Origin of the sequence: Desertimonas flava (assembly GCF_003426815.1) — a bacterium.
GTDB lineage: Bacteria > Actinomycetota > Acidimicrobiia > Acidimicrobiales > Ilumatobacteraceae > Desertimonas > Desertimonas flava.
Genome location: NZ_QKYK01000006.1, coordinates 121,448 through 138,791 on the forward strand (window position 1 = coordinate 121,448; position 17,344 = coordinate 138,791).

Genomic DNA, 17,344 nt, shown 5'->3' on the forward strand with positions numbered 1-17,344 from the left:
TGTCAGAACCGGCGTTTCACGACGAGCGGAGCGCGGCGCGGAAGGGGATGTCCTTGTCGGGCGCCGGCTCGCGCGGCAGGCCGAGCATGCGCTCGGCGAGGATGTTGCGCTGGATCTCGTCGGTGCCGCCGGCGATCGACTGGGCGGGGACGGAGACGAGCACCTCGGCGATCACGCCGTCGAGCGGGCCATCGGCGCCGCTGAGCGTTCCCGACGCACCGGCGAGCATGGCGTGGACAGCTGCCGCCTGCCGGGCGACGACGCTGCGACCGAGCTTGCCGATCGAGCCCTCAGCGCCGGGCTGCCGTCCCAGCCGCCGGGCGGCCTCCGCCCGGCGCGCGGTCCACTGACCGGTGCTGTGCCACGACAGCAGCCGGGCGATGGACTGCCTCACCACCGGATCGGCCGATCGTCCCGTCGCCCTGGCCCGCTCGACGACCAGGTCGACCCGCCCGGCGCGCTGCGGATACCAGTCATAGGTGGCGAAGTGGGCGTCGGCCTCACGGTGCGCCTCGCTCACCACCCGGCCGGTCGACGACGGCAGCACGGGGCGACCCAGAGTGCCGAACCGGCGCTCGTGGGCGAGCGTCGTGAGGGCGACTCGCCAGCCCTCACCGGGCTCGCCGATCGTCCACGCGGCGGGAATCCGGGCGTCGGTCAGGAACACCTCGTTGAATGACCGGTGATCGTTCATCTGGCGCAGCGGTCGCGCCTCCACGCCGGGCTGTCGCATCGGCAGGGCGAAATACGTCAGCCCGCGATGCTTCGGAGCATCCCAGTCGGTGCGGGCCACGAGCAGGCCGAAGTCGGCGTGATGGGCGCTGGTGGTCCAGACCTTCTGCCCGTTGACGACCCACTCGTCGCCGTCACGGACGGCGGTGGTGGTCAGCCCGGCGAGGTCGGAACCGGCACCGGGTTCGCTGAACAGCTGACACCAGATCTCCTCGCCGGTGACGATCGGCGGGAGGAACCGGGCGCGCACGGCGTCGGAACCGTGGGCGAGGATGGTCGGGGCAGCCAGGCCCACCCCCGAGCCGACCGGGAGACCGACCGCACCGGCACCGGCGATCGCGGCAGCCACCTCGCCGTCGGCCCACGCCGGCAGCTCACGACCGCCCCATCGTCGTGGCCACGACGGCACGGCCCAACCGGAGGCGGCGAGGCGTCGCCGCCACTCGACGAGCGACAGGTCGGGGTCCCACTGCTCGGCGAGCCAGCCGCCGACCTCCGTCACGACTGCTGCCCGAAGCTCTCCCCCGTCACCGGTCCCGCCGCTCACGACGTGAGCCTCGCGCCACTCCCCCTCCCCCGATCCACTCGTGCGCCGCTCATCCGAGTACGGAAGGCCCCGAATCAGGGCCTTCGGTACTCGGGTGAGCTCCCAGACTCGGATGAGAGAGCGTGACGGGGTGGACCGCTACGGTCGGCGCATCGAGACGCCGACGCTGCACATCGACACGACGGGGTCGCCCGACGCGAGGCCGCCGATCGTGTTGACGCATGGCTTCGGTGACACGTCGGCGACGTGGGACTCGCTCGTCCCCCTGCTCGCCGAACGTCATCTCGTCGTCCGCTGGGATCTGCGCGGCCACGGGTGCAGCAGCCCGGCCGATCGTTACCACCCCGACGACGGTGTGGCCGACCTCCGTAGGGTCGTCGACGCAGCCGGCGATCCGGCCGTTCTCGTGGGTCATTCGCTCGGGGGTTTCCTGTCGCTCACCGTCGCCCTGCGTCACCCCGAGTGCGTCCGTGCCCTGGTGCTCATCGCGTCCGGCCCTGGTTACCGCGATGCGGCGGCCCGCCAGCGGTGGAACGACTACGTCGACGGGGTGGCGTCGGGGACCGACACGGCGCCGGGCGCCGCTGGGTTGTGCCATCAGCACGACAGCTGGGTGATCGACCACCTGGCCGAGCTCCGGCCCCCGCTTCTGCAGATCCTCGGCGAGCGGGACGAACGCTTTCGCCCGGGCGTCGACTACGTCGCCCGGGTTCTCCCGGAGAGCCGGCTGATCGTCGTCGCCGGCGCCGGGCACTTTCCCCACGTCCGCTACGCAACGGAGGTCGCCGCGGCCATCGAACGGGTGGTGCCACCGGTGTGAGCCGGGCGCGTCGACCCGGGGGTGCCGACCGCGGGTTGACGTCGGACGTCATCGACACCACGCACGGGCCGGCCCACGCTGGAGGCGTGACCTCCACGTACCCCGCGGCCGCAACGCCGGACTCGCCCCCGGCCACACTCGCGCCGGACAACCGGAGCCCGGCGCTCATGCTCACCGTGCTGCTCACCGGCACGTTCATGGCCAGCCTCGACGTGTCGATCGTCAACGTCGCCGTGCCGCGCATCGGCGACGAGCTCGATGCGTCCGAAGCCGCCCTGCAGTTCGTCGTGTCGGGTTACACCGTGGCCTACGCCGCCCTGCTGATCACCGGTGCGCGGCTGGGCGACGATCGCGGCCACCGGCGGATGTTCACCACCGGGCTGGCGGTGTTCACGGCGACGTCGCTCGTGTGCGGGGTCGTTCCGGGGGTCGAGCTGCTCGTCGTCGCCCGCGTGCTGCAGGGTGCCGCGGCGGCGATGATGGCACCGCAGGTGCTCACGATCGTGCAACGCCGGCTGCCCAGCGAGCGGCAGCCGATGGCCTTCGCCCTGTACGCCAGCGTGATCTCCGGCGCGGTCGTGGCCGGCCAGGTGCTCGGCGGCGTGCTCGTCGACGCCGATCTGTTCGGCTGGTCGTGGCGGACGGTGTTCCTCGTCAACGTGCCGATCGGCGTGGCGGTGCTGTCGGTCGTGCCCCGGTGCGTCCCCGAGACCGACGAGCTCACCCGGCGCCGTCTCGACATCACGGGCGTCGGACTGCTCGCCGCCACGGTGGCGGCGATCATCGTGCCGCTGGTCGTCGGCCGCGAGACCGGCTTCTCGTGGGGCTTGTGGGTCCTGCTCGCCGCTGCCGTGCCCCTCGGCGCGCTGTTCGCCCGTCACGTGAGCGTCCGCCAGGCCGTCACCGGTGACGCCCTCATCGATCTGGCGCTGCTGCGCCGGCCGGCGGTGGCCCTCGGCTTCGGCTCGGTCGTGGCCCAGATGGCGGCCTACGGGGGGATGCTGTTCGCCATCACGTTGCACCTGCAACGCGGTCTCGGCTTCTCCCCCATCAGGTCCGGGCTCTCCCTCGTCACGTTCGCCGTGGCCTTCGCCATCAGCAGCCTCGCCGTGCCGCGCCTGTCGGCGGCCGCTCGGCGGGCGGCACCCGTCGCCGGGCTCGTCGTGACCGCCGCCGGGTTCCTCGTCGCGGCCTGGCTCGCCCGCGAGGGCCACTGGAACATGGCGACGACGGGGCTCGCCTTCGCCGTCGTCGGTGGCGGATTCGGGTGCGGCTACAGCCCGGTCGTCAGCCGGACGGTGGCCACGGTGCCGCGAGCGCGCGCTGCCGACGCCAGCGGCATGTTCACCACGCTCAACCAGCTCGCCTTCGCCATCGGGGTGGCGGCCGTCGGCAGCGTCTACCTCGCCGCCCGGTCCGGGCCCACGGCCGGCGACAGCGGCTCGGCGATGGCGGTGACGTTCGTCGTCGCCGCCGCCCTCATGCTGGTCGCCGCAGGCGCCGCCGCCACTCAGCGCGCCGACTGACCGCCCGGCCCGCCGACCCGCATTCGAGCCACTGATGCGTCGGTCCGTACGCTCGCGCCATGTCCTCCAGTGTGTCCAGCACGATCGCCGACGGCACGGCGACCATCACCCTCGACGACGGCAAGGCCAACGCCCTGCGACCCGAGACGCTGAGCGCGATCCACGCCGCGCTCGACGAGGCCGAGGCGGCGGAGGCCGTGGTGGTGCTGACCGGGCGGGACGGGATCTTCTCGGCCGGCTTCGATCTCGACATCATCCGCGCAGGTGGGGAGGGCACGGCATCGCTGGTGCGCGGCGGCATGGAGCTCGCCCTCCGGCTGCTGTCGTTCCCGGCGCCGGTGGTGGTGGCCTGCAGCGGCCACGCGATGGCGATGGGTTCCTTCCTCCTGCTGGCCGGCGACTACCGCCTCGGCGTCGCCGACAGCGGTCACCGGATCAGCGCCAACGAGGTGGCGATCGGCATGACGATGCCGCGAGCGGCCATCGAGATCTGTCTCCAGCGTTTGACTCCGGCGGGCTACAACCGCGCCATCCTCCTCGCCGACGTGTTCACGGGTGACGGCGCGGTCGCCGCCGGGTTCCTCGACACCACCGTGCCGGCCGGATCACTGGCCGACGCCGCCGCAGAGCGGGCGGCCGCCTTCGCCGGCCTCTCCCGGCGGGCCCACACCGAATCCAAGCTCCGTCTTCGCCAGGCGATGCTCGACCGGCTCGCCGCCGCCATCGAAGCCGACGACGTGTACCTGCGATCGCTCGTCGTGCGATAGACCATTGCCATGGACGTCGCAGAGCGCCTCACCGCCATCGATCCGGCCACCAGAGAGCGGCTGTTCGCCAACCGGGTCACCACCGTCGACGAGCTGCACGAGCTCAACGGCGTGCCCCACCCGCTGATCCTCGAGAAGCACACGACGCAGCTCACGCCTCTGCTCGCCGACTTCATCACGATGTCGCCGCTGTTCTTCCTCGCCACGTCCAACGAGGACGGCTCCACCGACGTCTCGCCGCGGGGCGACCCCGCCGGCCAGGTGAGGATCCTCGACGAGCGCACCATCTTCTTCGCCGACCGCGCCGGCAACCGGCGCCTCGACTCCTTCCGCAACATCGTGTCGCGTCCCTCGGTGGGCCTCGCCTTCCTCGTCCCGCCCGTCGACGAGCTCGTCCGCGTCAACGGCCGCGCGACGATCACCAGGGACGAGGAGTTCCTCGCCGCCATGACGATCCGCGGCCGGACTCCCAAGCTGGGCGTGCTCGTCGAGATCGACGAGGTGTACGGCCACTGCTCGCGAGCCCTGCTCCGCAGCGCGGTGTTCGACCCGGCGACGTGGACCGACCCCGACACCGTGCCGACGCTGAGCGCGATCTACTGCCAACAGAAGAACCTGCCGGCCCCCGACGAGTCGGGCGGCAAGCGGCAGGAGGACTACCGCAACGAACTCGGCTGAACGAGGTGGCGGGTAACAGATGGTGCCAGGCACCATCTGTTACCCGAAGCCGTGGCCCGGCGTCAGTCGAACCAGGGCCCGATGCCACCGATCCGATCGACGCGAATACGTGTCAGCCATCCGGGCGGAGCGTCCGCCGGCGGAAATCCCGAGTCCGGGGCGAGGGTCGCTGCCAGCTCGGCGAGTAACTCGGGCGCTCCACCTTCCTCGATGCGCGCCGTTCCGGCGACCGACAGGTAGTGCTGCATCAGCCCGTCGTTTTCGGCCGACACGACGGTCAGCGCGACCCGACCATCGCGACGGACGTTTCGCACCTTCCGGTGCTCGCCGAAGTGGCCGCAGACCAGCTCATCATCGTCGCCGTCCGATCGGAGGGCGACCCAGACCAGGCTCACTTGAGGACTGCCGTCCTCGTTGAGCGTGACGAGGGTTGCGTTGGCACCGGCACCGATGAGGTCACGCGCAGCGTCGGGAAGTTTCACACCCGTCTTCGACGTCCGCTGACTCCGAGATATTCCCGTGCGTCGGCATCACAGCGGCGGTAACAGATGGGGCCAGGCACCATCTGTTACCGCCCGCGGTCGGAGGCTCGCTCAGAAGCCGGTGCGGAGACGGTGCACCGGCTTCGACGGCAGGATCTCGTGCTCGATGAAGCCGAGCTCCTGCACCTCGAGACGCACCACGTCGCCCGGCTGCAGCCAGCCGCGGAACTTGTCGGGGCCGTCGACGGCGAAGTGCTCGACGAGGCACCCGGTGGGCACGGTGCCCGAGCCGATCACCTCGCCGGGCAACAGGCGCGTGCCTCGCGACGCGTACGAGAGCACCTCGCCCCACGACCAGTCCATCTGGTCCATGAAGCCGTGGCTCACCTTCTCGCCGTTGACGTACCCGGTCATCTCGAGGTGGTACGACGGGCCCGACTTGAACGGTTCGAGCTCGTCGGTGGTCACCAGCATCGGGCCGAGCGTGTTGGCTCCGTCCTTGCCCTTCGAGGGTCCGAGGCTGAGTCGCATCTCGTGGAACTGGAGATCGCGAGCGCTCCAGTCGCAGAAGATCGTGAACCCGGCGATGTGGGACGCCGCCTCGTCGGGATGGAGGTCGCCACCCTCGCGGCCGATCACCGCGCCGACCTCCAGCTCGTAGTCGAACTGCTCGGAGCCGGGCGAGATCGCCACCTTCTCGCGCGGCCCGATCACCCCGGTGGTGTTGGAGAAGTAGAACGCCGGGATCTCCTCCCACGCGGGGTCGATCTCGCCGCCGATCGCCGAGCGGGCGTTGCGGAGGTGGTCGAGGAACGTGAGGCAGTCACGGATCTGGCCGGGACGGATCGGCGGGCCGAGCGCCGCCTCGTCGAACGGCACGACGTCCGTCGGCCGCTCTCTGGCCTGCTGGGCCGCGGCGTCCATCTTCTCGCCGTCGTCGCCGAGCAGGTCGATCACCCGGCTTCCGGCGGCGAGCCCGTGGACGGCCCCGTCGAGGACGAGCCCGGCTCGCTCGTCTCCGTCACCGGATCGGTACATCACCCATCGCATGATTCGCTCCCTTGCTGATTGTGGTCGTGGTTCGAGTTGTCGGTCGAGTTGCTCTTCGAGTTGCTGTTCGAGGCGTGGCTCGGAGTGGTGTTCGAGTCGTGGCCCGGATCGTCGGCGTCGAGCTCGTCCCCGTCGGCGGCAGCCGTGGGTTCGGCGCCGAGGAGGAACTTGCGGATCTTGCCCACCGACGTGCGCGGCAGGTCGTCGACGAAGTGGTACGCCGCGGGGCGCTTGGACGGGGCGAGGCGCTCGGCGACCCACGCGCGGAGCTCGTCGTCGAGCTCGGCCGGCTTCGGCGCGCCCTCCGCGGCCACGACGTAGGCCACCGGCACCTCGTCACGCATCGGGTCGGGGCGTCCGACCACGGCCACATCGCCGACCGCCGGATGCTCCGCGAGGACGTGCTCCACCTCGACCACCGACACGTTCTCGCCGGCGACCTTCAAGACGTCGCTGCGACGGCCGGCGAAGTGGAACATGCCGCGGCCGTCCACGGTGGCCCGGTCACCTGTGTCGAACCAGACGAACCCGTCGGCGGTCTCCTCGACGATCGCCGCGGCGGTGGTGTCGGGGTCGTCGAGGTACTCGGCGAAGACGGTGACGCCGGGGACGCCGCCGACGTGGATAGCCCCCTCCTCGTCGAGGGCGACGGCTGTCCGCGACGGTCCGACGACCCGGACGGCGCAGCCGAGCGTGGGTCGACCGATCGCCGACGGCACGGCGCCGACCAGCGGATTGGACAGGACGGCGGGCACCGTCTCGGTCATGCCGTAGATCTGTCGAGGCGTGCAGCCGAGCAGCTCGGCCGTCCTGGCGTATTGGTCGGCCGACAGGTTCTGGGCGAACCACGCGTTGCGCAGCTTCAGTGGCGCCGTGTCCTCAGGCGTCCGGGCGAGGATCATGCGGATCGGCGCGGCGAAGAGCGATGCGTGGGTGACCTCGTGCCGTCGCGCCTGCTCGACGAACCGTGACGCCGAGAAGGCGCCGATGAGCGCCACGCTGGCCCCGGCCGCGATCGCCGCGGCGAACGAGTAGTACTGCGCGTTGGCATGGAACAGCGGCAGCACCACGAGTTGCCGGTCGAAGCGCGTGAGCGACGACGAGGCGGCCATGACCAGTCCGGCGTAGGCGTAGTTGGCCTGGGTGAGCACGACACCCTTCGGCGCCGACGTGGTCCCCGAGGTGAACATCACGGCGAGCCGGGTCATCGGATCGACCGTTGCCGGCACCGAGACCGGCTCGGCAGTGGCGAGCCGGCCGAGGGTGACATCGCGCTCGTCGACGGCGACGACCTCGGTCGTCACGCCCGGCGCCAGGTCGCACGCGGCGAGGAGGTCGGCCTCGCGCCTTGGCGTCGTGACGGCGACTCGTGGAGTCGTGCGGCGCAGGTGCTCCGCCAACTCGGCGACGCCGGCGCGCGGATCGCTCGGGACGATCCAGGCACCGAGCGCCGAGCAGGCGAGCCACACGGCGACGAACGCCACGGTGTTGGGCAGCACCAGATGCACGGCATCACCGGCGCCGACGCCTCGGGCCGTCAGCCCTCCCGCGACCCGGCGCACGAGCCGGTCCATGTCGCCGTAGGTGAAGTCGCTCACCGCGCCGTCGACGTCCTCGAAGATCAAGAACGGGCGACGGCCGCACTCGTCGACGGCGAGCTGCCACAGCTCGGCGAAGCCCGGTACGGCGGGCGCTCTCGGCGTCATCGGCGATCCCCCATGGCCGGATCCCGGTCCGGCTCGTGTCGTTCCAACATGCTCAGTCCCGACCCTCGTGTGGACTGCCGTCCGAGACAGGGTCTTGAAATCTATAGATTGTCGAATGTACATTGACACAGGGCAACGCATTCGACAAGGGGGAATTGCCATGCGCACACGACGTGTTCGCTGTCTGATCGCGGCCGTAGCCGCCGCCGTCGCCGCGACGGGGTTCGGCACTGCCGGGGCCACCAGTCCACCGGCGGCGTCATCCGACGCCGTCATCCGCTACCAGTGGGGAACGCCGGGCGGGAGCAACTACGACCCGCAGCAGGCCTTCAACCAGTTCGCCAACATCTACCTGTACCCGGCGTACGACCGCCTCACCGAGCTCACGCCCGAGGGCGAGGTCATCCCGATGCTCGCCGAGTCGTGGGAGTTCGCCGAGAACGACACCGTGCTCCGCCTGGTGCTGCGTCAAGGCGTCGTGTTCCACGACGGCGAGCCGTTCAACGCCGAGGCCGTGAAGGCCAACATCGAACGTGGCCAGACGCTGGAGACGTCGGCCGTCAAGCCCGACCTGGCCTCCATCGAGGAGGTCGTCGTGGTCGACGAGCACACCGTCGAGCTCCATCTGTCGTCGCCGGGCTCGTCACTTCCCGCCCTGCTGTCCGACCGGGCCGGGATGATGATCAGCCCCGCCGCGTTCGACAATCCCGACATCGACCTGATGCCGGTCGGCGCCGGCCCCTACCAGGTGGTCGAGCACGTGCCCGGCTCGGTGATCAGCTTCGAGCGCTTCCCCGACTACTGGAACCCGGAGATGCAGACGCTCGGTGGGGTCGAGATCACGATGCAGCTCGACCCCGACGCCCGGCTGCGGGCCGTCGCCGACGGCCAGGCCGACGGGACGACGCTCAACCCCGATCAGTTGTCAGCCGCCGAGGACGCCGGGCTCACCGTGCAGACCCGTGAATCGGCCGGAGCGTTCCTGCTGTTCCTGAACATGGCGAGCCCGGGGCTCGACACGCTCGAGGTGCGCCAGGCGATCAGCATGGCGATCGATCGGCAGGGTCTCGCCGACGCCCTCCACGCCGGGCTCTGCACGCCGACGAACCAGATCTTCCCGTCGAGCTACTGGGCGGCCAGCCCGGACGTGGTGACCGACAGCTTCGACGTGGAGGCCGCCCGTGCCCTGCTCGAAGAGGCCGGGTACGGCGACGGACTCGCGCTGAGCGCCGTCGTGGTCAACGTGCCGTTCTACGTGGCCCAGCTCGAGGCGCTCCAGGCGATGCTCGGCGAGATCGGCATCGACCTCGAGGTGACGGCCCTCGAGCCCACCGAGCTGCTGTCCCGGTTCAGCACCGGCGACGCCGACATGTACTTCACCCAGTACCCGGGCAGCGTCGACCCAGCCAAGACGGTCGCGTCGATCTTCGCCGCCCAAGCCGCGCTGAACCCCGGCCACTACAGCAACGCCGATGTCGACGCCCTGGCCCTCGAGGGCCTGTCAATCGTGGCCCAGGAGGAGCGGGCCCCGATCTACCAGGAGCTGTCCGCGGCCGCGGCCGCCGATTACTTCCACATCCCGATCTGCAGCCCGCAGGGCGTCTTCGTCCTCACCGATGCCGTGGGCAACTTCACACCCACGCTGAGCGGATCGGTCGATTTTCGTGGGGTGACCCTGGCGGGGTCGTGACGGATGCTCCGACTGACCCTGCGCCGGCTCGCCGCGCTGATCCCACTCCTGTTCATCGTCACGGTGGTCGTGTGGGGTCTCCTGCTGCTCATTCCGGGGGATCCGGCCCAGTCGCTGGTGGGCGACTCGGCCACCCCCGAGCAGCTCGCCGCGGTGCGTGAGGAGTTGGGCCTGAACGACCCCGCCTACGAGCGGTACGGCCGCTGGTTGGGCGGGGTCGTCCGGGGTGATCTGGGCACCTCGCTGTTCACGAGCTACCAGGTGACCGACGCGATCACCGACCGCCTGCCCGTCACGCTGTCGCTGGTCGCCTGCTCGTTCGTGCTGGCGACCATCCTCGGTATGACGGCGGGCGTGGTCGCCGCCACCCACCGCGGCCGGTGGCTCGACCGGCTGCTGACCGTGGGCACGTCGGTGGGCGTGGCCGTTCCCAACTTCTGGCTCGGTCTCGTCCTCGTCACCTTCTTCGCCATGAAGCTCGACCTCTTCCCGGCCGGCGACTACGTCGGACTGACCGAATCGCCGCTCGGTTGGCTGCACCACATCACCCTGCCGGCGGTCACGCTGGCGTTGGCCGCCGCGGCCGAGATCGCCCGCCAGATGCGCGCCAGCATGGTCGACGTCCTCGAGCGCGACTACGTGCGGACCCACCGCGCCCGGGGCATGCCCGAACGAGCCGTCGTCGGCCGGTACGCCTTGAAGAACGCGGCGATGCCCGTGGTCACGGTCGCCGGCCTCCAGGTCGCCCGCCTCTTCGGCCTGTCGACGATCATCGAACAGATCTTCAACATGCAGGGCGTCGGCCAGCTCGCCGTCGACAGCGTCTTCAAGCGCGACGTGCCGATGATCCAGGGGGTCGTCCTCACGATCACCGTCGTGGTCGTGCTCACGAACCTCGTCGTCGATGTGTCGTACGGCCTGCTCAACCCCAAGGTTCGAGAATCGTGACGGCGGTCGCCATCGCGGCCACGCCGGCGCGCGGCGAGAGCCCGGCGCGGCGGTTCGTCCGCCGATTCCGGCACGATCGCGCCGCGATGACCGCCAGCGTCGTCCTGCTGGTCATCGTGGTGTGCGCCGTCGCCGCTCCCCTCCTGGCCCCGTACGACCCCGACGCGCAGTCCTTGACCGACCGGCTGCAGGCCTTCAACGGCGATCACTGGCTGGGCACGGACGACCTCGGTCGCGATGTGCTGTCCCGGCTGCTGTTCGCCTCCAGGGTCTCGCTGATCGCCGCCGTCCAGGCCACCGCCGTCGGCGTGGTGCTCGGCGTGCCGACCGGCCTCGTCGCCGGCTACGCCCGGGGCGTGATCGACAACGTGCTCGGCCGCATCGCCGACGCGATGATGTCGATCCCCGCCCTGCTTCTCGCCCTGGCCATCGTCGGCGTGCTCGAGCCCAACCTCACCAGCGCGATGATCGCGATCGGCATCGTGTACGCCCCACGCCTGTTCCGCATCACGCGGTCGGCCGCGCTGTCGGTCCGCGAGGAGACGTTCGTCGAGGCGGCGTGCAGCGTCGGGGCGGGGCCGTGGCGCATCGTCACCGGCCACGTGCTGCCCAACGTGCTCTCGCCGCTGATCGTCCAGGTGTCGCTCTCGATGGGCTTCGCCATCCTCTTCGAGGCCAGCATCAGCTTCCTCGGCCTCGGCGTGCAGCCCCCCGATGCGTCGTGGGGTTCGATGCTGGGTCGCTCGACACGCTTCTTCGAGCAGAGCCCGCATCTCGTCGTCGTGCCGGGCGTGATGATCCTCGTCACCGTCCTCGCCTTCAACGTGATCGGCGACGGCATCCGCGACTCGCTCGGCACGGAGGTGCGGCGCGGATGAGTGCCGACGACGCCCGGACCACCCCTCCCACCGCCGACAGCGTCACCGTCGGGCGGTCGCCGCTGTTGTCGGTCGAGCACCTCGAGGTTCGCTTCGCCACCGAGTACGGCGTCGTCCCCGTCGTCGAAGACGTGTCGTTTCACGTCGAGCCGGGCGAGATCGTCGGACTCGTCGGCGAGTCGGGGTGCGGCAAGTCGGTGACCTCGCTCGCCATCATGCGGCTGATCCCGTCGCCGCCCGGCCGCATCACCGCCGGCCGGATCGTCTTCGAGGGCCGCGACCTCCTCACCCTGACCGAGCACGAGATGCAATCGGTGCGCGGTGACCGGATGGCGATGGTGTTCCAGGAGCCGATGACCAGCCTCGACCCGGCGTTCAAGGTCGGCGAGCAGATCGCCTCGACCTACCGCCGCCATTGCGGCGGCACGAAACGAGCGGCCTGGGAGCGAGCGGTCGAGGTGCTCGACCTCGTCGGCATCCCCGGCGCGCGGGCGCGGGCAGGCGACTACCCGCACACGTTCTCGGGAGGCATGCGCCAGCGGGTGATGATCGCCATGGCCCTCTCGTGCGGGCCGTCGCTGCTGATCGCCGACGAGCCGACCACGGCGCTGGACGTGACCATCCAGGCGCAGGTGCTCGATCTCCTGCGCGACCTCCAGTCGCGCCTCGGCATGGCCGTCGTCTTCGTCACCCACGACCTCGGTGTGGTGTCGGAGATGTGCGACCGGGTCGTCGTCATGTACGCCGGGCAGGTGGTCGAGTCGGCGCCCACGCGCGAGCTGTTCGACGATCCGGCGCACCCCTACACCCACGGCCTGCTCGACTGCCTGCCGTCCGAGCACATCGGCGAGCGCCTGCGCCCGATCCCGGGTTTCGTGCCGCCGGCGGGTCAGATGCCGGCGGGATGTCGATTCCACCCGCGGTGCCCGCACGCGCAGCCCGGTCGTTGCGACACCGACGCCGTCGTCCTCGGTCCGGCCGGACCCGGGCGCCTCGCCCGATGTGTCCGCATCGGCGAACTCGTCCGCGAGGAGGCCGCCTCGCCGCTCGTCACGGACGGGGCGGTGCGATGACCGTCACCCTCGAGGCCTCCGGCCTGGTCAAGTCGTTCATCGCCCGCCGGGACGTGCTCGGTCGCCCGACCCGGCGGGTCGCAGCCGTCGCCGACGTCTCGCTCGCGGTCGGTGCGGGTGAGACCCTCGGTCTGGTCGGCGAGTCGGGCTCGGGCAAGTCGACGGTGGGCCGGCTGGTCGCCCAGCTCATCTCCGCCGATGCCGGGACCGTTCAGCTCGCCGGCCGCGACCTCGGTGCGCTGCGCGGCAGGCAGCTGAGGCAGGCCCGGCGCGACGTGCAGGTGGTCTTCCAGGATCCGTTCGCGTCACTCGATCCGTCGTGGATCGTCGGCAACATCGTCACCGAGGGGCTGCGGGCCCAGCGCCTCGTCGCCCGCGGCGATCGCGAGGAGCGGGCGGTGGAGCTGCTCGAGCTCGTCGGGCTGCGGGCCGACCACGTCCGCCGATATCCCTACGAGTTCTCGGGCGGGCAGCGTCAGCGCATCGCCATCGCCCGGGCGCTCGCCCTCGAGCCCAAGGTGTTGATCTGCGACGAGGCGGTGTCAGCGCTCGACGTGTCCACCCAGGCAGCGATCCTCGTCACGCTCGAGGACCTGCAGGACCGCCTCGGGCTCAGCTACCTGTTCATCTCGCACGACCTCGGAGTCGTCCGCCACGTCAGCGACCGCATCGCCGTGATGTATCTCGGCCGCATCGTCGAGACCGGGCCCGCCGCCGAGATCTACGACGATCCGCGGCACCCCTACACCCAGGCCCTGCTGTCGGCGATCCCTCAGGTGCGTACGGCGCGGCGCGAGCGCATCGCCCTGTCCGGCGACCTTCCTGACCCGAGCGACCCGCCCACCGGCTGCGCCTTCCACACCCGCTGCCCGGTCGTCATCGAACGCTGCCGGACCGAGCGCCCCGCCCTCGGTCCCGTCGCCGGTTCGCCGGGACGGGTGGCGGCGTGCCACCTCGTCGCCGACCACAGCAGTCCGCCCCCCACCGACCTCGACCATCCCACCGATCCCACCGTCTATCTCGGCCCGGTCCCGAACCGGGCCAAGGAGGAGCCATGTCCGACCACCACGCCGCCCACGCCGCCCACGTCAGTGTGCCCGCCGGGCCCGACACCAACGGCCACGTGCTGACCGACCAGCATCTCGCCCACCTGCACCCCGGCACCATCTACAAGAAGGGCCTCCACGAGGTCGGGGACGGGTGCTTCGCATGGCTCGAACCCGACGGCAGCTGGGGCTGGAGCAACGCCGGTCTCATCACCGGCGACGGCGTGTCGATCCTCGTCGACACGCTCTTCGACGTGCCACTCACCCGCAACATGCTCGACGGCATGGCGTCGATCACGTCGACCAAGCCGATCTCCACGGTGTTCAACACGCACTCGAACGGCGACCACTGGTTCGGCAACCAATTGCTCGCCGATCGCGAGATCATCGCCTCGGCCAAGGCCGCGGCCGAGATGCCCGAGGCCGGACCGGAGCGCCTCGTCGCCTTGCGCGAGCTGCCCGGACCAACGGGCGACTTCGCACGCGAGATCTTCGGCCCGTTCGACTGGACCGACTGCACGCCGGCGCTGCCGACGCGGACGTTCGACAAACAGCTCGATCTGCAGATCGGCGGCGTCGACGTCGTGCTCTACGAGCTCGGGCCGGCCCACACCAATGGCGACACCGTCGCGTGGGTCCCGTCGACCAAGACGTTGTATGCCGGCGACCTGCTCTTCATCGGCGGTACCCCGATCATCTGGGCCGGCCCACTCTCCAACTGGGTGGCGGCGTGCGACTTCATGCTGTCGCTCGAGCCCGAGTTCGTGGTGCCCGGGCACGGCCCCGTGACTGACGCCGGCGGCATCCAGGTCGTGCGTGACTACCTCACGTACGTCGACACGGAGAGTCGCAAGCGCTTCGAGGCCGGCATGAGCGCCGAGGAGGCGATCCAGGACATCGATCTCGGCGACTTCGGCCTGCTGGCCGAGCACGGCCGCATCGCCCAGAACGTGCTCTCGGTGTTCTACGAGCTCGACCCGGAGACGCGCCGCCGCGACGTGCTCGAGGTGTTCGCCGAGATCGGCCGCCTCGAGGGCTTCACCGGCTGACCATCAACGCCGCCGCCGGGTCCCGAGATAGTGCCAGGCACTATCTCGGGACTCCTCGCATGGAGTCAGCTCAGTTCTGGCCGTCGGGGCCGAGCAGCCGCTGCAGGTCCCGCTTGAGCACTTTGCCGAGCGTGTTGCGGGGGAGCTCGTCGATGACGACGAGACGCTTGGGCACCTTGTAGTCGGCGAGCCGCTCGGCGGCCCAGGCCAGCAACTCGTCAGGGGTCGCGTCGTCGCCGGGCTGCAGCACGACGAAGGCGACGATCTCCTCGTCGCCGGCGGCATTGGCCGCCCCGACGACCGACGCGTCGAGCACCGACACGTGCTCGTAGAGCACCCGCTCGATCTCCGGCGCCGACACGTTGTCGACGCCCGGCTTGATCAGTTCCACGGCTCGTCCGAGGAAGCGGAAGCTGCCGTCGGGCTCCTGCACCATGCGATCGCCGGTGCGCAGCCACCCGTCGCGGAGCACGAGGGCCGTCTCCTCGGGACGGCGGTAGTACCCCGCCATGAGCGTCCGGCCCGGCTCCCCCTGGACGACCAGCTCGCCGTCCACGCCGGGCGCGACGTCACGGCCGGCCCGATCGACGAGCTTCACCGTGGCCCACAGCGCCGCCCGGCCGAGCACGTCGGCGTCGCGCGGCCCGTACGGAGCGTCGGCGATCGTCGGGGCGATCGTCTCGGTGAGGCCGTACACCTGCACCGCCGGAGCGTCGAAGCGCGCTTCGATCTGCTCCCGTTCGACGGACGTGAGGTGCTGGGCGAACAGGAACAAACGCAGCGTCGACGGCGCGGCGTGCGCGGGTGGGTCGACCGACAGGAGGCTGCGGGCATGGACGGCGAACAGGCTCGAGAGCGTCGCACCGGTCGCATCGACGGCGGCGTCCCACGAGCCCGGGTCGAACCGGTCGAGCAGGGCGACCGAGGCCTGCGACGAGATGGCCGACATCAGCGAGTAGCCGAGAGCGTTGAGGTGGAACAGCGGCAGCGACACGAGCCACCGGTCGTCGGGGCGCAGCCGCACGTGGGCGGCGACCGCTTCACCGGAGAACAGCAGATTGCGATTGGAGAGCATCACGCCCTTGGGCCAGCCCGTCGTCCCGGACGTGTAGAGCACGGCGGCGAGGTCGCCGTCGCGCCCGTCATGGTCGGGGGCACTGGCCGGCTCGGCGTCGCGCAGATCCTCGAGGCGGCCGACGCCCTCGGGCGCGGTCGCCGCCCCGACGCTGATCACGTGGACGATCTCGGGAGCCATCTCGCGGGCGGCGAGCACGACGTCCACACCGATATCACCGACGATGCTCACAGCGCACTCGGCGTGCGACGCGATGTAGGCGACGTCGTCGGTCGTGGACGCCGGGCTGGTGGGCACGAGCACCCCGCCGAGCCGGTTGACGGCGAAGAGGCAGGCCACGAACTCGATGGAGTTCGCCAGCTGCACGTGCACCGCCGAGCCCGACCCGACACCCAGACCGGCCAGCGCCGCCGCCGTGCGATCGACCAGCGAGTCGACAGCGGCGTAGCTCCAGTGCGCTCCCCCACCCGCCACGTCGACCACGAACGTCGCGTCGCCGGCGACGGCGGCAACCTCCCGGAGCCGCTGCGAGATCGTCACCGCCATCATCCCCCCTCCAGATGCGCATACCCCTCGGCGAACAACTCGATCTCGGCTCGGACAGCAGCCGCAGCCGGCTTGGCCTTCCCGCCCGTCGCCGCCGCCGCCAGACGACCGATCAGGTCGGCGAGATGCTCCCGGTCGAGACTCTCGAGCGTCGCTGCCCGGTACCTGGCGTGCTGATCACGCACGGACGTGGCGTAGCGGCGCAGCCGGACTGAGTCGCAGGTGCTGGTGAGCGTGGCGTAGAAGGCGCGGTAGGCGTTCTCGCTGACCGCGACGACGTGGCGGCGCGCGCCGAGGGCGGCGGTCAGGTCGGCTGCCGACGATGCCACCGCCGCGACCCACGTGTCCGACGGGTGCTCGAGCGCATGGACGACGCACGCCGGCTCGAGCAGCACGCGCAGCTCGGTGAGCTCGCGGCTGTCCGTCGCCGACAGCTCGGCGACCCGGGCGCCGCGCTGCGGGATGAACTCGACGAGGCCCTCTCCGGCGAAGCGATGGAGCGCTTCGCGCAGCGGCGTGGGGCTCACCTGGAAGCGCTCGGAGAGCTGCGCCGTCAGCAAGCGCTCGCCCGGTGCCAGCTCCCCGTTGAGCAATGCCGTGCGCAGTTGCTCCTCGACCCATTCGATACGGCTGATCGGACCGTCGGCGATGACTGCCTCCTGCGGACGCGCCACCCGGACGGCGGCGGCGATTTGACAATCTATCTGTTTCGCCCGAGGGGCCGCGTGGAA

At 70.8% G+C, this 17,344-nt stretch carries 16 protein-coding genes; 10 read left to right on the plus strand and 6 right to left on the minus strand.

What is annotated here, in order from left to right; all coding sequences use genetic code 11:
- Window positions 1-16 precede the first annotated feature (16 nt).
- Window positions 17-1,279, minus strand: a complete 1,263-nt coding sequence (locus DN771_RS09645) for an acyl-CoA dehydrogenase family protein (RefSeq protein WP_205528507.1) — start codon at window positions 1,277-1,279, stop codon at window positions 17-19.
- A gap of 130 nt (window positions 1,280-1,409) precedes the next feature.
- On the opposite strand from DN771_RS09645, the gene DN771_RS09650 reads away from it, so the two are divergent.
- From DN771_RS09650 to DN771_RS09665, 4 genes are all read left to right on the plus strand, one after another.
- A complete protein-coding gene (locus DN771_RS09650) occupies window positions 1,410-2,099 on the plus strand; it encodes an alpha/beta fold hydrolase (RefSeq protein ID WP_162941750.1) in 690 nt (229 codons plus the stop codon).
- Between the two features lie 86 nt (window positions 2,100-2,185).
- Window positions 2,186-3,625 (plus strand): MFS transporter, encoded by a 1,440-nt coding sequence (locus tag DN771_RS09655; protein WP_162941751.1) that lies wholly within the window; start codon window positions 2,186-2,188, stop codon window positions 3,623-3,625.
- Window positions 3,626-3,684: 59 nt separating this feature from the next.
- A complete protein-coding gene (locus DN771_RS09660) occupies window positions 3,685-4,392 on the plus strand; it encodes a crotonase/enoyl-CoA hydratase family protein (RefSeq protein ID WP_116997151.1) in 708 nt (235 codons plus the stop codon).
- A gap of 9 nt (window positions 4,393-4,401) precedes the next feature.
- The gene (locus DN771_RS09665; protein ID WP_116997152.1) at window positions 4,402-5,070 is read left to right on the plus strand and encodes an MSMEG_1061 family FMN-dependent PPOX-type flavoprotein; all 669 of its coding nucleotides are present in this window, start codon (window positions 4,402-4,404) and stop codon (window positions 5,068-5,070) included.
- Between the two features lie 62 nt (window positions 5,071-5,132).
- Here DN771_RS09665 and DN771_RS09670 read toward each other — a convergent pair whose 3' ends face one another.
- The 3 genes from DN771_RS09670 to DN771_RS09680 form a co-directional block, all read right to left on the minus strand.
- On the minus strand, window positions 5,133-5,552 hold the full coding sequence (locus DN771_RS09670; protein WP_116997153.1) for a TIGR03618 family F420-dependent PPOX class oxidoreductase: 420 nt from the start codon (window positions 5,550-5,552) through the stop codon (window positions 5,133-5,135).
- 111 nt (window positions 5,553-5,663) lie between these two features.
- Entirely contained in the window at window positions 5,664-6,602 is a 939-nt protein-coding gene (locus tag DN771_RS09675) for a fumarylacetoacetate hydrolase family protein (RefSeq protein ID WP_116997154.1), read from the minus strand.
- Entirely contained in the window at window positions 6,590-8,308 is a 1,719-nt protein-coding gene (locus DN771_RS09680) for a class I adenylate-forming enzyme family protein (RefSeq protein WP_116997155.1), read from the minus strand. Before DN771_RS09680 ends, DN771_RS09675 begins: the two co-directional genes overlap by 13 nt.
- Before the next feature lie 160 nt (window positions 8,309-8,468).
- On the opposite strand from DN771_RS09680, the gene DN771_RS09685 reads away from it, so the two are divergent.
- Genes DN771_RS09685 through DN771_RS09710 form a run of 6 tightly spaced genes read left to right on the plus strand, consistent with a single transcriptional unit; the run spans window position 8,469 to window position 14,992 of the window.
- Window positions 8,469-9,998: an ABC transporter substrate-binding protein gene (locus DN771_RS09685; RefSeq protein WP_162941752.1), complete on the plus strand. Its 1,530-nt coding sequence runs from the start codon at window positions 8,469-8,471 to the stop codon at window positions 9,996-9,998.
- 3 nt (window positions 9,999-10,001) lie between these two features.
- Window positions 10,002-10,946, plus strand: coding sequence for an ABC transporter permease (locus DN771_RS09690; RefSeq protein WP_116997157.1), 945 nt, complete (start codon window positions 10,002-10,004; stop codon window positions 10,944-10,946).
- Window positions 10,943-11,824, plus strand: coding sequence for an ABC transporter permease (locus tag DN771_RS09695; RefSeq protein WP_205528508.1), 882 nt, complete (start codon window positions 10,943-10,945; stop codon window positions 11,822-11,824). Before DN771_RS09690 ends, DN771_RS09695 begins: the two co-directional genes overlap by 4 nt.
- On the plus strand, window positions 11,821-12,897 hold the full coding sequence (locus tag DN771_RS09700; protein WP_116997158.1) for an ABC transporter ATP-binding protein: 1,077 nt from the start codon (window positions 11,821-11,823) through the stop codon (window positions 12,895-12,897). Before DN771_RS09695 ends, DN771_RS09700 begins: the two co-directional genes overlap by 4 nt.
- The gene (locus DN771_RS09705) at window positions 12,894-14,027 is read left to right on the plus strand and encodes an ABC transporter ATP-binding protein (protein ID WP_116997159.1); all 1,134 of its coding nucleotides are present in this window, start codon (window positions 12,894-12,896) and stop codon (window positions 14,025-14,027) included. Before DN771_RS09700 ends, DN771_RS09705 begins: the two co-directional genes overlap by 4 nt.
- Entirely contained in the window at window positions 13,952-14,992 is a 1,041-nt protein-coding gene (locus DN771_RS09710; RefSeq protein ID WP_116997160.1) for an MBL fold metallo-hydrolase, read from the plus strand. The genes DN771_RS09705 and DN771_RS09710 overlap by 76 nt, the downstream gene beginning before the upstream one ends.
- Window positions 14,993-15,062: 70 nt before the next feature.
- Here DN771_RS09710 and DN771_RS09715 read toward each other — a convergent pair whose 3' ends face one another.
- Together DN771_RS09715 and DN771_RS09720 are read right to left on the minus strand one after the other, a co-directional pair.
- Entirely contained in the window at window positions 15,063-16,616 is a 1,554-nt protein-coding gene (locus DN771_RS09715; protein WP_116997161.1) for a class I adenylate-forming enzyme family protein, read from the minus strand.
- Window positions 16,613-17,287, minus strand: coding sequence for a GntR family transcriptional regulator (locus DN771_RS09720; RefSeq protein WP_116997162.1), 675 nt, complete (start codon window positions 17,285-17,287; stop codon window positions 16,613-16,615). The genes DN771_RS09715 and DN771_RS09720 overlap by 4 nt, the downstream gene beginning before the upstream one ends.
- Between the last annotated feature and the right edge of the window lie 57 nt (window positions 17,288-17,344).

Excerpts from the sequence above, each read along its gene's own strand:
- DN771_RS09660 (WP_116997151.1), top strand. The coding sequence starts at position 3,685 with ATGTCCTCCAGTGTGTCCAGCACGATCGCCGACGGCACGGCGACCATC.
- DN771_RS09665 (WP_116997152.1), top strand. The coding sequence starts at position 4,402 with ATGGACGTCGCAGAGCGCCTCACCGCCATCGATCCGGCCACCAGAGAG.
- DN771_RS09675 (WP_116997154.1), bottom strand. The coding sequence starts at position 6,602 with ATGCGATGGGTGATGTACCGATCCGGTGACGGAGACGAGCGAGCCGGG.
- DN771_RS09680 (WP_116997155.1), bottom strand. The coding sequence starts at position 8,308 with ATGACGCCGAGAGCGCCCGCCGTACCGGGCTTCGCCGAGCTGTGGCAG.
- DN771_RS09685 (WP_162941752.1), top strand. The coding sequence starts at position 8,469 with ATGCGCACACGACGTGTTCGCTGTCTGATCGCGGCCGTAGCCGCCGCC.
- DN771_RS09690 (WP_116997157.1), top strand. The coding sequence starts at position 10,002 with ATGCTCCGACTGACCCTGCGCCGGCTCGCCGCGCTGATCCCACTCCTG.
- DN771_RS09700 (WP_116997158.1), top strand. The coding sequence starts at position 11,821 with ATGAGTGCCGACGACGCCCGGACCACCCCTCCCACCGCCGACAGCGTC.
- DN771_RS09705 (WP_116997159.1), top strand. The coding sequence starts at position 12,894 with ATGACCGTCACCCTCGAGGCCTCCGGCCTGGTCAAGTCGTTCATCGCC.
- DN771_RS09710 (WP_116997160.1), top strand. The coding sequence starts at position 13,952 with ATGTCCGACCACCACGCCGCCCACGCCGCCCACGTCAGTGTGCCCGCC.
- DN771_RS09715 (WP_116997161.1), bottom strand. The coding sequence starts at position 16,616 with ATGATGGCGGTGACGATCTCGCAGCGGCTCCGGGAGGTTGCCGCCGTC.